Annotated in this window: 13 protein-coding genes; 6 read left to right on the forward strand and 7 right to left on the reverse strand. The window is 70.6% G+C overall.

What is annotated here, in order from left to right; genetic code table 11:
* Positions 1-282: 282 nt before the first annotated feature.
* Positions 283-2028: a murein biosynthesis integral membrane protein MurJ gene (gene murJ, locus GA0070607_RS12815; protein ID WP_089018419.1), complete on the reverse strand. Its 1746-nt coding sequence runs from the start codon at positions 2026-2028 to the stop codon at positions 283-285.
* A gap of 126 nt (positions 2029-2154) precedes the next feature.
* On the opposite strand from murJ, the gene GA0070607_RS12820 reads away from it, so the two are divergent.
* Positions 2155-3615, forward strand: coding sequence for a CCA tRNA nucleotidyltransferase (locus GA0070607_RS12820; RefSeq protein ID WP_089018420.1), 1461 nt, complete (start codon positions 2155-2157; stop codon positions 3613-3615).
* A gap of 66 nt (positions 3616-3681) precedes the next feature.
* Here the strand turns inward: GA0070607_RS12820 and GA0070607_RS12825 are convergent, their stop codons facing one another.
* Both GA0070607_RS12825 and GA0070607_RS12830 read right to left on the reverse strand, forming a co-directional pair.
* On the reverse strand, positions 3682-5217 hold the full coding sequence (locus tag GA0070607_RS12825) for a flotillin family protein (protein WP_089018421.1): 1536 nt from the start codon (positions 5215-5217) through the stop codon (positions 3682-3684).
* 27 nt (positions 5218-5244) lie between these two features.
* Positions 5245-5766: a hypothetical protein gene (locus GA0070607_RS12830; protein ID WP_231930983.1), complete on the reverse strand. Its 522-nt coding sequence runs from the start codon at positions 5764-5766 to the stop codon at positions 5245-5247.
* Between the two features lie 219 nt (positions 5767-5985).
* Between GA0070607_RS12830 and GA0070607_RS12835 the strand changes: the two genes are divergently transcribed.
* Entirely contained in the window at positions 5986-6465 is a 480-nt protein-coding gene (locus tag GA0070607_RS12835; protein ID WP_089018423.1) for a methylated-DNA--[protein]-cysteine S-methyltransferase, read from the forward strand.
* Between the two features lie 85 nt (positions 6466-6550).
* Here the strand turns inward: GA0070607_RS12835 and GA0070607_RS12840 are convergent, their stop codons facing one another.
* Both GA0070607_RS12840 and GA0070607_RS12845 read right to left on the reverse strand, forming a co-directional pair.
* Positions 6551-7630: an inositol-3-phosphate synthase gene (locus GA0070607_RS12840; RefSeq protein WP_089018424.1), complete on the reverse strand. Its 1080-nt coding sequence runs from the start codon at positions 7628-7630 to the stop codon at positions 6551-6553.
* A gap of 23 nt (positions 7631-7653) precedes the next feature.
* Complete coding sequence (locus tag GA0070607_RS12845) at positions 7654-8292, reverse strand: PadR family transcriptional regulator (protein ID WP_074315526.1); 639 nt, start codon at positions 8290-8292, stop codon at positions 7654-7656.
* Between the two features lie 175 nt (positions 8293-8467).
* On the opposite strand from GA0070607_RS12845, the gene GA0070607_RS12850 reads away from it, so the two are divergent.
* The 4 genes from GA0070607_RS12850 (at position 8468) to GA0070607_RS12865 (ending at position 14488) form a co-directional block, all read left to right on the forward strand.
* On the forward strand, positions 8468-8917 hold the full coding sequence (locus GA0070607_RS12850; RefSeq protein ID WP_089018425.1) for a DUF5318 domain-containing protein: 450 nt from the start codon (positions 8468-8470) through the stop codon (positions 8915-8917).
* 197 nt (positions 8918-9114) lie between these two features.
* The gene (locus GA0070607_RS12855) at positions 9115-12015 is read left to right on the forward strand and encodes a transglycosylase domain-containing protein (protein WP_089018426.1); all 2901 of its coding nucleotides are present in this window, start codon (positions 9115-9117) and stop codon (positions 12013-12015) included.
* A gap of 273 nt (positions 12016-12288) precedes the next feature.
* Complete coding sequence (locus tag GA0070607_RS12860) at positions 12289-12756, forward strand: DUF2690 domain-containing protein (RefSeq protein ID WP_089018427.1); 468 nt, start codon at positions 12289-12291, stop codon at positions 12754-12756.
* Positions 12757-12922: 166 nt separating this feature from the next.
* Complete coding sequence (locus GA0070607_RS12865; protein WP_231930985.1) at positions 12923-14488, forward strand: glycosyltransferase family 87 protein; 1566 nt, start codon at positions 12923-12925, stop codon at positions 14486-14488.
* On the opposite strand, the gene GA0070607_RS12870 is transcribed toward GA0070607_RS12865, so the two are convergent.
* Both GA0070607_RS12870 and GA0070607_RS12875 read right to left on the reverse strand, forming a co-directional pair.
* Entirely contained in the window at positions 14445-16775 is a 2331-nt protein-coding gene (locus tag GA0070607_RS12870; RefSeq protein WP_089018428.1) for an ICP22 family protein, read from the reverse strand. The genes GA0070607_RS12865 and GA0070607_RS12870 overlap by 44 nt on opposite strands.
* A complete protein-coding gene (locus GA0070607_RS12875; protein WP_089018429.1) occupies positions 16772-17563 on the reverse strand; it encodes a deoxyribonuclease IV in 792 nt (263 codons plus the stop codon). Before GA0070607_RS12875 ends, GA0070607_RS12870 begins: the two co-directional genes overlap by 4 nt.
* Positions 17564-17674: the final 111 nt, after the last annotated feature.

The raw sequence follows: 17674 nt of genomic DNA on the forward strand, positions 1-17674 counted from the left end.
TCGTCCGGTTACGACCGTTGTCAGCCACGTTGCTGGCACATGTACTAGCCAATCTACGGCTTCACTGCAAGTGACCGACGCCGGGGCCGGACCAGGTTGGTGCGCCCGTCAGCGGGCGTGTTCCCGCCGATCGGACCGACACGCTCAGCCGTACGGTCAGTTATCCACAGGCGGTTCGGTGGCTGACCGGCGAATCGCGGAGTTATCCACAGGTGCATCCCCAGCCTGGTGATCCGCGGTCACGATCCGTGCAGGTACGACTTGGTGGGCGGACGCTCGCGCTCAGCGACCGATCCGTCGGCGGACCATGCCGACCACCTCGGTGATCTCGCCGATCCGCAGCACAGTGGCCAGACCCAGGTACGTCCCGCCGATCACCGCACCGCCGATCACGAGCTGGATGATCGCCTCCGCCCGCGTCGGCGTGTCGTCACCCGGCAGCAGCTTGACCACCACGAGGCCGACCAGCGCCGCACCCAGCGCGGCGACCGCCACCCGGAGCAGGGTGCGCATGATCCGGCCAAGGCCGATCCGCCCCACCCGAGGACGGAGCAGCAGGGCGGAGCCGACGGCGGCGGCAAGGTACGAGACCGCGTTGCCGATCATCATGCCGCTGGCCGCGAAGCTCGCCGAGAACGCGGCGAAGAGGACGACTTGGAGCCCGGCCCGCAACGCCACCACCGGGATGTTGATCAGTGCCGGAGTTCGAGTGTCGGGTAGGGCGTAGAAGGCGAAGGTGAAGAGCTGGCTGATCGCGAACGGCACCAGGGCGACCGCGGCGAAGAACAGCACCGGCGCCGTCGACCGGGCGCCCGCGTCGTCGAACGCCCCGTACCGGAACAGGGTGAAGGCAATCGGCGTGGCCAACACCGCGTAGCAGACCGCGATCGGCGCGAGGACCGCCGAGACGGTGCGGGTGCCCCGGGACAGGTCGGCGGCGACGTCGGCGTACCGGCCGTCGGCGGCGGCCGCGCTCATCCGGGGCATCAGCGCGGTGATGATCGATACGGCGATGATGCCGTGCGCCATCATCAGCAGCAGGAACACGTTGTTGTAGATCAGCGGGCCGGCTGACTTTTCGCCCGTCCGGCTCAACAGGTTGAAGACCACGATCAGGCCGAGCTGGCTGACTGCGACGTAGCAGAACATCCAGGCGCCGAGCCGGCCCAGCTCACTCAGGCCGAGCGCGCGGAAGTCGAACCGGAAACGCCAGCGGAAGCCGACCTTGCGAAGAGCGGGCAGCAGCCCGATGGCCTGTGCGGCCACCCCGAGCAGGGTGCCCCCGCCGATCAGCAGGATCCGGCCGGGCGTCATCTCCTTCGGGGTGAGAACGTCAGTCCCGAAGATCAGTAGGTAGAGCCCAGCGGTGCCGATGACCACGATGTTGTTCAGGATCGGTGCCCACATCGGGGCGGCGAAGTGCCCCCGTGTGTTGAGAACCGCGCTGATCAATGCGCTGAGGCCGGTGAAGAAGATCATCGGCAGCATCAGGAAGGCCAGCTTGGTTACCAGGTTGGAGTAGCCGGGCATCCCCTCATCGCTCGCGTAGAGCCACGTCAGTACCGGTGCGATGGCCACGGCCACCAACGCGGCCGCCCCGAGCGTGATCACCGCGAGGGTGAGCAGCCGCTGGGTGTACGCCTGTCCGGCGTCGGCATCGGCCTTGCGCCGACGTACGAGCACCGGGATCAGCACGCTGGTCAAAACGCCACCGAGTAGGAACTCGTACACCATGCCCGGCAAGATCTGTGCGGTCGTGTACGCGTTGCCGATCGCCGAACCGAGCGCCGCCGTGATCGCCAGCGTGCGCAGGAAACCTGTGCCCCGGCTGACCAGGCTGCCGATCGCCATCACCGCGCTGTTGGCCGCGGCGCTCGCCTCGGCCACCTGCTCCTGCGGCGGTGCGGTCGACTCCATGGCGGGCTGGTTCAGCGGCTCGGCGGAGATGAAGGTGGCGCCGTCCCCCGGGCGTGCGCCGGGCCCGCCGTCGTGCGCGGCGTTCGCGCTGCGGTAGAGCCCGCCGCTCATCTCCAGCCTCCCAGGGGTACGTCGAGCCGGGCACCGACCCGCACGTCACAGACCTTAGTCAACCGGTACCCGTTACCCGCGCCCGGCGGACGGGATGCGGACCGGGCCCGATACGCTGGGGATCCCATGTCCGAAGCCTCCGCTCCCCACGCCGCCGACCGCCGCGAACTCACCGGCGCCCAGCGCAACGCCGTCGCCGAACTGCTCCGGGTCTCCCCGGTCGCCGACGAGTTGGGCCACCGGTTCGTCCGTGCCGGTCACGAGTTGCACCTGGTGGGCGGTTCGGTGCGGGACGCGCTGCTCGGCCGGCTCGGGGACGACCTGGACTTCTGCACCGACGCGCACCCCGACGAGACGCTGCGGATCATAAAGGGCTGGGCCGAGTCGATCTGGGAGACCGGCCGGGAGTTCGGCACCATCGGCGCCCAGCGCGACGGCCTCCGGTTGGAGATCACCACCTTCCGCGCCGAGTCGTACGACCAGGTCACCCGTAACCCCGTGGTGGTCTACGGCACCAACCTCACAGAGGATCTGAGGCGGCGCGACTTCACCATCAACGCGATGGCGGTCAGTCTGCCGGAGCACCGGTTCACCGACCCGCACGGCGGGCTGGACGACCTCTCGGCCAAGGTGATCCGTACCCCCGCCGATCCCCACGAGTCGTTCGGCGACGACCCGCTGCGGATGCTGCGGGCCGCCCGGTTCGCCGCCCAGCTGCGCTTCGCCGTGCACCCGGACGTGCACGCGGCGATGAGCCGGATGGCCGCCGACCTGGACCGGATCACCGCCGAGCGGATCCGCGACGAGTTCACCAAGCTGCTCTGCGGCGCGGACCCGATCACCGGACTGCGGCTGTTGGTCGACACCGGGTTGGCCGAGCGGTTCCTGCCGGAGCTGACCGGGCTGAAGCTGGAGATCGACGAGCACGCCCAGCACAAGGACGTCTACGAGCACACGCTGACGGTCGTCGAGAACGCGGTCTCCTTCGAGGAGGACGGCTGCGACTTCATCCTGCGGATGGCGGCCCTCATGCACGACGTGGGCAAGCCGGCGACCAAGGCGGTCGGCCCCGATGGCCGGGTCAGCTTCCACCACCACGAGGTGGTCGGCGCCCGGCTGACCAAGGCCCGGATGAAGGCGTTGCGCTACCCGAAGGACATCACCGCGAAGGTGACCGCGCTGGTCGCGCTGCACCTGCGCTTCTACGGGTACGGCCGGGGCGAGTGGACCGACTCGGCGGTACGCCGCTACGTCGCCGATGCCGGTGATCTGCTACCTCGGCTGCACAAGCTGACCCGCTCGGACTGCACCACCCGCAACCGGCGTAAGGCCGCCCAGCTCGGCGCGGACTACGACGCGTTGGAGGACCGGATCGCCCGGATCGCCGCCGAGGAGGACCTGGCCCGGGTGCGCCCCGACCTGGACGGCAACGCGATCATGGAGTTGCTGGGCGTACCGCCGGGACCGGTAGTGGGGCGGGCGTGGAAGCACCTCAAGGAGCAGCGCCTCGAGCACGGTCCGCTGGACCGCGACGCCGCCGAGGCGGAGCTGCTGCGCTGGGCCCGCGCCGAGGGCCTGATCGACTGACCGGGGCCGACCCGTCACGACAGGCGCCGCCCCCGAACCGGGAGCGGCGCCTGTCGGCGTACTGCGTCAGCGGGTCTCGACGGCCGTTCCGTCCACGGCCGCGGTGCCCTTGCCGGCCGAGGTGCCGTTGCCGTCCACGCCGGACGCCGAGCCGAGCCGGGCCAGCAGGCCGGCCAGGTCGATCCCGGTCAGGTCGCTGCCCAGCTGGAGTCCCTGGGCCACGTTGCCGGCCACCGACTTCGTCAGCGACGACGCGCCATCGGTGGAGATGACGGTCATCTTGTCGATCGCCCCGATCGGTGCGCTGGCCGCCTCGACAACCTGCGGCAGCACCTTGACCAGCAGGTCCAGCACCGCCGCCTCGCCGTACGCGGCGAACGCCTCCGCCTTGCGCGCCATCGCGTCCGCCTCGGCCTGGCCCTTCGCCAGGATGGCCGCCGCCTCGGCCTGACCCTCCCGCTCCACCGCCTCGGCGATCGCGGAGCGCCGGCGCTGCTCGGCCTCACCCTCCTTGGCACCCTCGATCGCGTTCGCCTCGGCGAGCGCGGCCCGTCGGGCCCGCTCGCCCTCACCGGTGAGCCGGGCCTGCTCGGCGGAGGCCTGGGCGGCGGCGATGACCGACTGCCGCTGCGCGTCCGCGTGCAGCACCGCCGCGGCGCGGGACGCCTCGGCCTCCTGCTCGACCTTGTACCGGGCGGCGTCGGCCGGCTTGCGTACCTCGGTGTCCAGTTGGCGCTGCTTGAGCTCGGCGTTGCGCTCGGCCACCTTCTGCTGCTCGGAGAGGATCGCCTGGTCCCGCTCCGCCTGCGCGAGCGGCCCGGCCGCCGCCGACTTCGCCTTCGCCGCGTCGATCTCCGCCTGGATGCCGGCCTGCTTGAGGGAGAGGTTCCGGTTCGCCTCGGCGATGGCCTCCTCGGCGAGCAGCCGCTCCTGCTCGGCCTGCTGCCGGGCCCGCGCCTCGGCGATCGCCGCGTCCTTGAGCACCCGGGCGGCCTCGGGCCGACCCAGGTCCTGGAGGTAGGAGCCCTCGGCCAGGATGTCCTGGAGTTGGAACGTGTCCAGCACCAGACCCTGGTTGGTCATCGAGTGCTCGGCCTCCTCCGCCACCGCGCTGGCGAACGCCGCCCGGTCCCGGATGACCTCCTCGACGGTGAGCCGACCGACGATGGAGCGCAGCGCACCGGCCAGCACCTCCCGCGTGAAGTTGTCGATCTCGTCCTGCTGGTGCAGGAACCGTTGGGCGGCGGCGCGGATCGCGTCCTCGGTGCCGCCGACCTTCACGATCGCCACGCCGTGCAGGTCGGTGCGGATGCCCTGCTTGCTCACCGCGCCCCGGATGCCGACGTCGATCCTCCGGCTGGACAGGTCGAGCGACTGGAGCTTCTGCACCACCGGCAGCACGAAGACCGAGGCGCCCAGCACCACCTTCTGGCCGGACATGTCGGTCGACCGGCCGCCGTCGGCGGTCTGCGTGGTGCGGCCCTTGCGGCCGGTCACGATGAACGCCTCGTTCGGCCCGGCCACCTTGATCCGGGAGAGCACGAAGAACACCAGGACGAGCACGAGGAGGACCGCGCCGCCGATGGCGATTAACAGGGGCATGAAAGGAGTCCTGTCTGCGAGAAGTGGTCAGTAGGTCTCGACGTGCACGCTGGTCTCACTGAGCGCCTGCACGACGAAGACCTGGGCGCCGACCGGGATCGGCTGGTCGGCGCGGGCGTTGAGCTTGACCGGCTGCCCGGCGACGAGCACCCGGACCTCGCCGTAGCCGTCGACGGGCACCGGGGTGACCACCAGGCCGAGCGCGCCGACCAGGTCGTCACGGGTGGGGGTGGGGTCGGTGCGCATGTTCCGCGCCGCCCGGCTCAGCCGGGACGCCAACCACCCGGTGGGCACGGCGGCGACCAGGCCGCCGGCCGCGGCGCCCGCGATCATGCCGGGTGTACGCGCACCGAGCAGTTCGTTGACGATGGCCGCGCCGAACCCGAACGCACCGGCGAAGCCGGCGACCGTCTCGGTCGAGATCGGCCCGTCCACGTCGGCGTGCCCGAAGTGCAGCAGCTCGGTGCCGAGCAGGGCGAGCGCCAGCACTCCGACACCTGCCCCGCCGATGATCAGAAAGATGAGCGTCCCCGTTGCCACGACCTGCACGGTATCGATATCGCGCAACGCCCGGCAGCCCAGCAGGACGCGATGATGATCTACCGGATCGAGCCGGCCGCAAGCTCTATCTCGGCTTCCGGAATCGCGACCGGGCGCGGGCCGAGCGGGCCGCGGCGGCGGAGGCGTTCCGGGCGGCCGAGGAGTGGCGTTCGGCCCGACGCTGGTAGCCGGGCCGGCAACGGCCTCCGCGTCAGGGAGAATGGGTGGATGCGCTGGACTGTGCTCGACTCTCCGATCGGCGAGTTTTCTGTGGCGAGCGACGGCGCGAGCGTCTGCGGCACCCACTTCGGTCGGGTTGAGGCAGCGGTCGACGAGCCCGACCACGCGTTGTCCCGGCAGGCCGTCGCCGAGCTGCGGGCGTACTTCTCCGGTGAGCTCACCGGGTTCACCGTTCCGGTGTCGATTCCGCGAGGGTCGGAGTTCGAGCGGGCGGTGTGGCGGGAGATGACCCACATCCCGTACGGCGAGACGCTGACGTACGGCGAGGTGGCGCGCCGGGTCGGTGATCCCGGGGCGGCCCGGGCGGTGGGCGTGGCCTGCAACCGGAACCCGGTCCCGGTGATCGTGCCGTGTCACCGGATCGTCGGTGCCGGTGGGAAGCTGGTCGGCTTCGGTGGTGGCCTGCCCCGCAAGGTCACGCTGCTGGAGCTGGAGGCCCGGGTGGCCCTGCAACGCGCCTGGTCCTGACCCCGGCCGGCCCGGCCCGCTGCTGGACGCGGCGAGGGCCGGGTCCGTACGGACCCGGCCCTCGGCCGTGCTGATGCTCAGCGGGTCAGCGCGCGACCTCGCCGGCGATGAACTCCTCGACGGCCTGGTGGGCGTCGTGGTCGGCGTACTGCACAGGCGGGGACTTCATGAAGTACGACGAGGCCGACAGGATCGGGCCGCCGATCTTCCGGTCCAGCGCGATCTTCGCGGCGCGAACCGCGTCGATGATGACGCCGGCCGAGTTCGGAGAGTCCCACACCTCGAGCTTGAGCTCGGCGTTGAGCGGGGTGTCGCCGAACGAGCGGCCCTCCAGGCGGATGTACGCCCACTTGCGGTCGTCCAGCCACGGCACGTGGTCCGACGGGCCGATGTGCACGTCGCTCTTGCTCATCTCGTGCGGGATCTGCGAGGTGACCGACTGGGTCTTCGAGATCTTCTTCGAGACCAGCCGCTTGCGCTCCAGCATGTTCATGAAGTCCATGTTGCCGCCGAAGTTGAGCTGGTACGTGCGCAGCAGCTCGACGCCGCGGTCCTCGAAGAGCTTCGCCAGGGCGCGGTGCACGATGGTGGCGCCGACCTGGCTCTTGATGTCGTCACCGACGATCGGCAGGCCCGCGTCGGTGAACTTCTGAGCCCACTCCGGGTCGGAGGCGATGAAGACCGGCAGGGCGTTGACGAACGCGCAGCCGGCGTCGATCGCGGCCTGGGCGTAGAACTTCGCGGCCTGCTCGGAGCCGACCGGGAGGTAGCAGACGACGACGTCGACCTGCGCGTCGCGCAGCGCCTGCGCCACGTCGACGGGAGTGGCGTCGGATTCCTCGACGATCTCGCGGTAGTACTGGCCCAGACCGTCGAAGGTCGGACCGCGCTGCACGCTGACGCCGGTCGGCGGCACGTCGCAGAGCTTGATCGTGTTGTTCTCGCTGGCGACGATCGCCTCCGCGAGGTCCATGCCCACCTTCTTGGCGTCCACGTCGAACGCCGCGACGAACTCCACGGCGGAGACGTGGTAGTCGCCGAAGGCGACGTGCATGAGACCCGGGACGCGGTCGTTCGGGTCGGCATTCCGGTAGTACTCGACGCCCTGAACAAGGGACGAGGCGCAGTTACCCACACCGACGATGGCGACGCGGACGGAGCCCATAGCGTCTGCCTCCTTCTTTTCTGTCACGGCCGCTCTTTCCTGGTCTCTCCAGGCGGAGGCGGGCTGTTGTCTTCTCGTCGGCCACCGGCCGTCCCGATGTTCGGGACCGTCGGGGCTCGGCCGGAGCGCTCGTTGGCGATGAGCTCCTCCAGCCAGCGGACCTCACGCTCACAGGCGTCAAGGCCGTGGCGCTGCAGTTCCAGTGTGTAAGCGTCGAGGCGCTCGGCCGCCCGGCCCAGCACGTCACGAAGCCCTTCGCGACGTTCCTCGATCTTGCGGCGGCGACCCTCCAGAATGCGCAGTCGGGTCGCCTGGTCGGTCCGGGCGAAGAACGCGAAGTGCACTCCGAAGCCCGTGTCGTCGTACGTCTCGGGCCCGGCCTGCGCGATCAGCTGGGCGAAGCGTTCCTTGCCTTCGGCGGTGATTTTGTAGACCACCCGACCTCGTCGGCTGGTCAGCGCGGGAACCTCCTCGGCGGTGGCGGGTGTCTCGGCGGCTTCGGTGATCCATCCCGCCGCCTGCAACCTGCGCAGGGTCGGGTAGAGCGAGCCGTAGCTGATCGCCGCCCGGATCGCGCCGAGTTTGGCGGTCAGCTCCTTGCGCAGCTCATAGCCGTGCATCGGAGACTCCTGCAGGAGGCCGAGGATGGCGAACTCAAGCACTGCGCCACCCTCTCTTTACCCCCGGCGCGAAGTGGTAACCGCCGCGATGTATCGGACCGATACATCGCACGTTAGCGGCTTGAGGATGCCAGGGCAAACCCCCGTTCCGGGGTGCTGTCGTCACGGATCGTGAGCACGGTCGCCTGGTCGGGCCGGACCGCGTACCCTTCTCCGCATGCGTACGCAGCGCCAGGTCGTCGACTACTCGCTCCAGAAGCGAGCGGTGCTGCGTGAGCTCCTGGCCGGCCGGGTCGGCACGTACGACGTCTGCGACGCGTCGCCGTACCTGAAGAACGCCGCTCGGTTCCACGGCGAGCCGACCGAACGGCGCTGCCCCATCTGCCGCAGCGAGAACCTGACACTCGTCCACTACATTTACGGTGACGAGCTCAAGCAGTCCGCCGGCCAGGCTCGGACACTGACCGAGCTGCCCGTGCTGGCGATGACACTGCGTGAGTTCCAGGTCTTCGTGGTGGAGGTGTGCCTCGGCTGCGACTGGAACCATCTCGTCGAGCAGTACCTGCTCGGCCGGGACGGTCTCACCGGCGAGGGCGAAGGCACCAGCGAGCAGAACGCGGCGGGCGCCGGTGGCGCCGGCCGGCGGAGGCGAGAGGCGCAACGGTGATCTCAGCTGGTTCGACCGGCCCCGGGGCCGTAGACGCTACCCGGGACGGCCGACCGCTCGTTGGTCTGATTGGCCCGATTGATACTGCAATGACCTCGGCGAACCGGCACCCCCGTGCCGGTGCCCAGGGTGAAGCAACTCACGGCAACCGGGTGGCGGCGCAGTCGCGCCCCACCGCGACCGGCAGGGTGTGAGGAATGAACTCGTACGGCGATCCCAGTTCTGCGCGCGGGCGGGCCCAGTATTCGGGCCCGGACGGTGACCCCGGACCGGGCGCGGACGACGCGTACCGCCGATCCGGCGGTGACTCCCGGGGGAGCGGATGGTCGGCCTCCGAGGCCGCGGCGTCCCCCGCTCGTGCTTCGGTGACACCGCGGGCCGCCGGTGGGCGGGCCTCGGTGGGTGGCTCGGCCGCGGTGCCGCCGCGCGGCGGTGCGCCCGCCGGATCCGCCTCGGTGGGCTCGGCCGCGCCGGGCCGGGCCGGGCGGGCGTCGGTGCCGGTGTCGCCGGCACCCGGCGTGGCCGCCGGTCGTGCCGGCGCGGGCCGGGCCTCGGTGCCCGTGTCCCCGGCGCCGGGCGCACCGGCCGGTCGCGCCACGGTCGGCGCCGCCTCCGTCGGCACCGCCTCGGCGGGCCGGGCCAGTGTCGGGTCGGCATCCGTCGGCGGCCGGGCCGCGGTGGCCCGGGCGAGCGTCTCACCGGTCGCCGGCGGCCCGGGTGCCCCCGGCGGGCCTGGCGGGCCGAACGGTCCGGGTCGCGGTGGCCGGGGCGGTCGCGGTCCGGGTGACCCCGGCGCGGCGGCCCGGGCGAAGAAGCGCAAGCGGATCAACCTGCTGATCGCCGGGTTCGCGGTCTTCATCATGCTCGCCGGCGTCGGCGTGGTCGGCTTCACCTACTACTCGACAAACGTCGTGCTGCCCGACGAGATCACCCCACCGCAGGCGACCACCCTGTACGCGTTCGACAACAAGACCCCCATCGCCAAGGTGGGCGATCAGAACCGCACCCTGGTCACCATCGACCAGATTCCGGAGTGGGTGCAGAACGCGGTGGCCGCCGCCGAGGACCGGAACTTCTACCGGCACTCCGGTGTGGACTACAAGGGCATCGCACGGGCCGGCTGGAACAACCTCTCCGGCGGCGACAAGCAGGGTGCCTCCACCATCACCCAGCAGTACGCGCGCAACGCCTACGACAACCTGAAGGACGACACCTACGCCCGGAAGGTGAAGGAGGCGATCCTCGCCTCCAAGCTCAACGACGAGTACACCAAGCCGGAGATCATGCAGCACTACCTCAACGTGATCTACTTCGGCCGCGGCGCGTACGGCATCGAGGCCGCGGCGCAGACCTACTTCGGCAAGTCGGTGAAGGACCTCAAGCCGGACGAGGGCGCGGTGCTCGCCGCCCTGATCAAGCAGCCGGAACCGAGCGCCACCCACCAGGGGTACGACCCGGCGATCAACCGGCCCGCCGCCGAGGACCGCTGGAACTACGTGATCGACGGCATGGTCAAGGAGGGCTGGCTGGGCGTGCCCGGCAAGCCGGAGCGGCCCGTCGCGTACCCGAAGAACATCAAGGCCCCGAAGAAGGGCGGCATCGGGATCGACTTCGGCGTCAACACGCCGTACGGCAACGTGATCAACTACGTCCGGGAAGAGATGCGGGACAGGGGCATCTGCGTCGACAAGGACACGCAGGTGACCGAAGCCAAGCCGCTCTGCTCCCAGGCGCTGATGGCCGGCGGTTACCGGATCCGCACCACCATCGACACCACGATCCAGAAGGCCGCGGTCGAGACGGCCCAGCGCAAGTCCAAGGGCTCCGAGTTGGCGGGCCAGCCGAGCAACCTGATGGCCGCGGTGGTCGCGATCGACCCGAAGAACGGTCGGGTGCTCGCCTACTACGGCGGTGACAACGGCACCGGCACCGACTACGCCGGCAAGAACACCGACTCCACCGGGGCGATCAGCGGCGGTCACTCGCCCGGCTCGAGCTTCAAGATCTATACCCTGGCGGCCGCACTCAAGGCCGGCAAGGCCCTTGAGTCCCGATGGAAGGGCAAGGCCTTCACGCCGGAGGGCACCAAGTTCAAGGTCAGCAACGCCGGCACGGACGATCCGTCCTGCCACAATTCCTGCACGCTCCGAACGTCCACGCTCAAATCACTGAACGTGCCGTTCTACTACGTCACCGAGGACATCGGCGCCGACAAGGTCGTCGACATGGCCAAGCAGGCCGGCGTCACCACCATGTGGCGCACCGACACCAACCCGGCCAAGGCCTACGACCTGACCAAGGCCGACCCGAAGGACATCACCCCGGAGCCGTTCTTCAACGTGGTCGGCTACGGCCAGTACCCGATCACCGTGTTGGACCACGCCAACGGCGTGGCCACCTTCGCCAACGGGGGCGTCTACAACAAGGCGCACTTCCTCTACTCGGTGGAGAAGCAGAACCCGAACACCGGCAAGTGGGAGAAGGTGGCCAAGGGCAGCGAGAAGCTGAACTCCCAGCCGCGCATCGACAAGGACGTGGTGGCCGACGTGACGTCGGTGCTGAAGGACTACCCGGCCGCCGTCAACCACCGCCTCGACGACGGCCGCAAGGCCGCCTCCAAGACCGGCACCTGGGAACTCAGGGGCGACAGCGAAGACAACGGCGACGCCTGGATGATCGGCTACACGCCGCAGTTGGCCACCGCGGTATGGGTGGGCAACGTGCAGGCCCGGAAGGCACTCAAGCTCAAGGACGGTCGCAAGGTCAGCGGTGGAAACCTCCCGGGTGACATCTGGGAGCGGTTCATGGACGAGGCGCTGAAGGACAAGGACAAGCTCGACTTCCCGCCAGCGGCGAACATCGGCGACAAGGAAGCCGGCAACGGTGAGCCGCCGCCGCCGCCCCCGCCGCCGGCAGGAGGCCTGCCGGGCCTGCCGGGTCAGCCGGGTCAGCCCTGTGATCCGCTGACCAACCCCTTCTGCCCGCGTACCGACGGCGGCAACAACGGGGGCGACAACCCGAACGGTCCCGGCCGACCCGGGACAGGCGGCAACGGCGGTGGGCTGTTACCCAGCCTGCCACCGACCAACCGGGACTGACCCGCACCGCCGCGCGATGCCGTCGCCGGCCGGACGACCTGTCCGGCCGGCGACGGCGTTTCCGTACCCGATCCGCGAGCCGGGACGGCACGTCGTAAGGCAGGGTGCCTGTGGAGTGCCATCCGGTGTCGCCGGGAAGATGACGCGGCGGTGATGCGGTGGTGACGCGGCGATGTGAAGGCCGCTTACCATCCGGGCTTCCGATCCGTCAGGAGGCCTGGAGTGAGTCCCATCACCGCCAAACCTGCCCGTCTACGACACGCCACTACCCGGATGCTGTCCACGTTGGCTGCCGTCGCCATCGGCCTCACCGTGAGCCTGGTGGGTGGCCAACAGGCTGCGTTGGCCGCCACCTCCGGGTGCGGAGCGGTTTGTGACGGCAAGAACCCGGACACCTACATCGCCACGGTGGACGGCAAGAGCATGCGCTGCAACTACCTTGACAACTCGTACACCAAGTACACGGCGAGGAACGTCGAGTTGCGCTACAGCTCGTTCTGTCGCACCGCCTGGGCCCGGCAGACGGACAGCTTCGGCTACATGTCCGGGGTGGTCGTGGAGAGCTTCAACACCAACGGTTCGCTGCGTAAGCGGTACGACAACGAGCATTGGAGCAATCTGTGGACGCCGATGGTGAACGACAAGGGATACACCGCCCGAGCCTGCTTCTACCAGTACGACACCGAGCTCGACCAGGCCGAGGGCCGGCGGCACTACCTGTACTGCACTCCCAAGTTCTGACCTCGTCCTAGCCCCCCTCAACGCGGTGGATTGGCCGGCCCCGGTTCGGGCACCGCACCACGTCGGTGACCGGCCGGCCACTCCCTCCGCACTGCACCAGATCCGCCACGCGACCTGTTCCGGGGAAACATGACGTGATACTGCGAGTACGGCAGGATGCCTTCCCATGAGCACCCAGTCGACGCCCGGCATCGACGACGCCGGAACCACCGACCACCCGTCCCGCTCCGACGGGTTCGTCCGCGGCATCTCCGGCATGATCGGCGGGCCCCTGGGAGACCACGCGACGGCACTGGACCGGCCGGCCGGTGGGGAGCGGCGGTTCTGGACCGCGGTCCGGATCGTGCTGGCACTGGTCTGCCTCACGCTCGCTCTGCACTGGGTGCAGAAGTCGCCATGCCAGGACGGTGCCTGGCAGGACAACGAGCAGTACACCCGGTTCTGCTACACCGACGTGCTCGCCCTCTACTACGCCGAGGGGCTCAACGAGGGCAAGGTTCCCTACCGTGATCACCCGGTGGAATACCCGGTGCTGACCGGCTACTTCATGGGGGCGCTGGGCCTGCCGGTGCACGCTGTCGGCGACGGCGACCCGAGCATCAACCAGGGTCAGTGGTTCTACAACCTCAACGCACTGGTGCTGGGCGCGCTCGCGGTGGCCACGGTGGCGGTGATCCTTGCGCTGCGCCGTCGACGACCCTGGGACGCCGCGTTGTTCGCGCTCGCCCCGGCGTTGCTGCTCACCGCCACCGTCAACTGGGACCTGCTTGCCATCGGGTTGGCCGCGTTCGGCCTGCTGGCCTGGGCCAGGAAACGACCGGTGGTGGCCGGAGTGCTGCTCGGCCTCGCCGGCGCGGCGAAGCTCTGGCCGCTGTTCATCCTCGGTCCGATCCTGGTGCTGGCGCTGCGGGCCGCCCGGCTGCGGGCCGCGCTCATCGCGGTGGGCAGCGCCATCGCCGCCCTGGTGCTGGTGAACCTGCCCCCCGCACTGGCGTACCGGGAGAACTGGGACCGGTTCTTCGAGCTGAACAGCACCCGCCCCATCGACTGGGGCACGCTCTGGTACATCGGGCGTTACCTCGATGGCAAGGTCGGCGGTAACCCCGCCCGGCTCGGGCCGTTCGAGTGGCTGAACGCCAACATCCCCACCCTGAACACCGTCTCGTACGCCCTGTTCGGGCTTGCCTGCCTCGGGGTGGCCGTCCTGGCGCTGCGGGCACCGCGCCGACCGCGGCTGGCCCAGCTCGCCTTCCTGGTCGTCGCCGCGTTCCTCATCTTCAGCAAGGTCTGGTCCCAGCAGTTCGTGCTCTGGCTGCTACCACTGGCGGTGCTGGCCCGCCCGAAGTGGGGTGCCATCCTGGCCTGGCAGTTCGCCGAGGTCTGCTACTTCGTCGCCTTCTACGGCGAACTGCTCGGCGCGGCGACCAGCCGACCGGTCTTCCCGGAGGGCGTGTTCGTGCTGGCCGCCACGCTGCGGCTGACCACTGTGGTGGTGCTGTGCGTGCTGATCGTCCGGGAGATCCTGCACCCCGAGCGGGACGCCGTACGGGCCACCTATGCCGACGATCCGGACGGCGGTGTGCTCGACGGCGCCCAGGACGTGTCATGGCGGGAGCGCTGGCGGCACCTGCGGGCGGTGGTCACGCAGGCGGCCCGCCGCCTGACCCGACGGCCCGGCGCAAGACGGGTCAGAGCCGGTACACCACGGCGCCGTCGATCTCCTGCCGGGTGATGCCGAGCGAGTCCACCGGGGCGTCGATGGTGATCTCCCACGGCGTTCCGGCCACCTGCCCACGCAGCAGCACCACCGTGCGGACGCCGAGCGTCCGCAGGTAGTCGACGCTGGTCTGGTCGGGGAACGACTGGCTCACCCGGCGGACGTCGTCGAGCTGGCGCGGAGTGAAGCCGCTGCCGCCGTTCACCACGTCCGTGAAGCCGCTGGTGGACCAGAGCATCACGTGCTGGTCCAGGCCCTGGTTGCTGGGCAGCACCAGCAGCGGCCCCTCCACCGTGCGCAGCGCGGCCGGTTGGGTCGGCACCACCGGGTGCGGCGTGGTGTTCAGGCCCTCGACGGTGACCAGCAGCAGCGGCAGCAGGGTGGCCAGGCGCAGCCACGGCCCCGGCCAGGACGGGATCCGCTGCGCGGCCAGGTCGCGGACCCGTTCGGTGAGGGCGGTGACCGCGCCCGCGGCGAGCAGGGCGAGCAGCAGCGTGGTCCAGAGCATCAACCGGCCCGGGGTACGCAGCGCGTTCCAGCCCGGTGCGTGCTCGAACAGGGGGACGTAGGTGAAGCTGCCGTCGAAGAAGCGGGTGCCCATCGCGAAGGCCATCGTCACCAGCACCCCGGCGAGGAGCAGCAGCCGGTGCCGTAGCCGCCAGACCGAGAAGAACAGCCCGCCGGCGGCCAGCGCGTAGAGCACGAAGCCCGGCAGCAGGGTCATCTCCGGGTGCCACGGCAGCGCCGCTCGCGCGCCCTCGTGCAGACCGCCCCAGATCCGCGATTCCGCGGGCGCGGTCACGAAGCCGGAAACCGGCGGCGAGAAGATGCTGATGTCGCCGATCGTGCGCTCGGCGTACGGGTGCAGCTCGGTCACCTTGAAGTACGGGATCGCCATCAGCAGACCCATCCCGGCGAAGAGCATCCCGCCGACCAGATCGGCGACGAGCAGCCGGCGGCCGAACGGCAGGGCCTGGCCGGTGCGGAGCCGCCGCGCGAGGAACAGGACGGCCGCGACCAGCACCGCGCAGGCCAGGAAGTACGCGAACGGCAGACCGATGCCGAAGCCGAGGCTGAGTTGCCAGGCCGCCACCAGCCAGCCGGCGTAGACCCAGCCGTCGTGTCGGCGCTCCGGCCGGTAGCCGTGCCGCAGCGACCAGCCGTGCCCGCGCGCCAGCATGGCCAGGGCGAGGGGGATCCCGCCGTTGGAGAGCACGTGCAGGTGCCCGGCCTGGGCCAGCAACCACGGCGCGTAGGTGTAGGCGACGCCGGCTACCGCGGCACCGATCCGGCCCGCGCCGAGCTGCCGGGCCAGCGCGTACGCCCCGAGCGTCGCGAGCGCGTGCGCCAGTACGAACATGATGTTGTAGCGCAGCACCGCGTCCTCGGGGCCGTTGCCGAGCATGCCGGCCGGGGCGTAGCCGAGCAGCGTGTCGGAGAACGCGAAGCTCCACAGCTCGGGGAAGAACGTGTTGGACTGCCACAGGCGCGCCGGCTCGGTCAGCAGGATGTGCCCGGACCAGGCCATCTGCCACGCCTGCAGGCTCGGGTCCCAGTGGTCCTGGGGGAGGGTGTAGCGCGGGTAGCGCAGCGTCGGCCAGGTCATCAGCACGGCCAGCGCCAGCGCGCCGAGGGTCGCCAGGGTCCACTCGTGGATCAGGAACCGGCCGACGGCGCGGGCCGCCCGGCCGAGCCGGGAGGGCACCGGCTCCGGCGCGGAGGCGAACGCCTCCCAGCGCTCGGATCCCGCCGACTTCGCTTCACCATCGGCCTTCACCGGACCGTCGGCGTCGCCGCCCTTCGCGCCCTTGGCCGCGTCGTCGCCCTCGGCCGGACCGCCTTCGGCCGCACCGTCCTTCTCCGCGCCGGCCTTGACAGCACCGGCCGCAGCCGCGCCGGCCTTGACCGAACTGTCCTTCTCCGCGCCGTCCGCGCCCGCGTCGCCCGTTGCCGCGTCGGGCTCGGCCGTACTGTCCGTGGCCGCGCTGTCCGTGGCGGTGCGGTCCGTGGTCGCGCCGTCGGCCGAGCCGAGCCCGGGGCCGTCGTGCTTCGCGGAGCCGGGCTTCGGGTCGTCCGTGGCGGTGGCGGCTTTCGTACCGTCGTTGGTGCCGGTGCTGGCCCTCGTACCGTCGCCGCTGGCGGGGTGGTCCGTGCCGGCGGCGGTCGTGGTGTCGGAGGCCGTGGCGGCGGTGCGCGCCGCCAGCGTGGGGGTGCCGGAGGCGGTCGGGATCGCCGGCCGGATCCGGGCGTCCCCGGTGGGGGTGGGCCGGGCGCTCCCGGTCCCGGGCTGGCCGGTCGTCATGCTGCAGTGCTCTCCGTCCCGAGCTGCTGGCGCAGGAAGTCGATGTCGGCGGCCTGGCCGGCGACGCCTCCCGGAGTCTCGACGACCACCGGCGCCCCGGCAGCGCGGATCACCGCCACCACCAGCTCCGGGTCGATGGTCCCGCCGCCCAGGTTGTCGTGCCGGTCCTGACCGGAGTTGAAGGCGCCCTTGGAGTTGTTGGCGTGCACCAGGTCGATCCGCCCGGTGATCGCCTTGACCCGGTCAACCAGGCCGAGCAGCTCCTCGCCGCCGGCGTACGCGTGGCAGGTGTCCAGGCAGAAGCCGACCTCGTGGTCGCCGATGGCGTCCCAGAGGCGGGCCAGCGCGTCCAGTCGGCGGGCGCACGCGTTGTCGCCGCCAGCGGTGTTCTCGATCAGGACGGGGACGCCGAAGCCCCCGGAGTCGGCCGCGTACGCGAATGTCTTGCGCCAGTTGTCGAAGCCCACGGCCAGGTCGTCGCCGGCATTGACGTGCCCGCCGTGGACGATCAGGCCCTTCGCGCCGATCGCGGCGGCCGCGTTCGCGTGCCCGAGCAGCAGCTTGCGGCTGGGGATCCGGATGCGGTTGTTGAGGGTGGCCACGTTGATGACGTACGGCGCGTGCACGTACAGGTCGACCTCGGCCGCGCGCAGCCGCTCGGCGTCCTCCCGGGGCTTGGGCGCCTTCCACCCCTGCGGGTCGGAGAGGAAGAACTGCACGGTGTCGGCGGACCGGGCGGCCGCCTCCGTCAGCGGGTCGGTCGAATCGACGTGGGCTCCGATACGCATGCGAGCGAGCCTACGTCGCGACCCCGACGGGTGGGGCGACCGGCCGGGGCGGTGTCGCGGTCAACGGCGTCACCGAACGGACCGACGATCGTTGATGGGATGGAGCCGGCG

This window comes from Micromonospora coriariae, assembly GCF_900091455.1.
GTDB classification, from domain to species: domain Bacteria; phylum Actinomycetota; class Actinomycetes; order Mycobacteriales; family Micromonosporaceae; genus Micromonospora; species Micromonospora coriariae.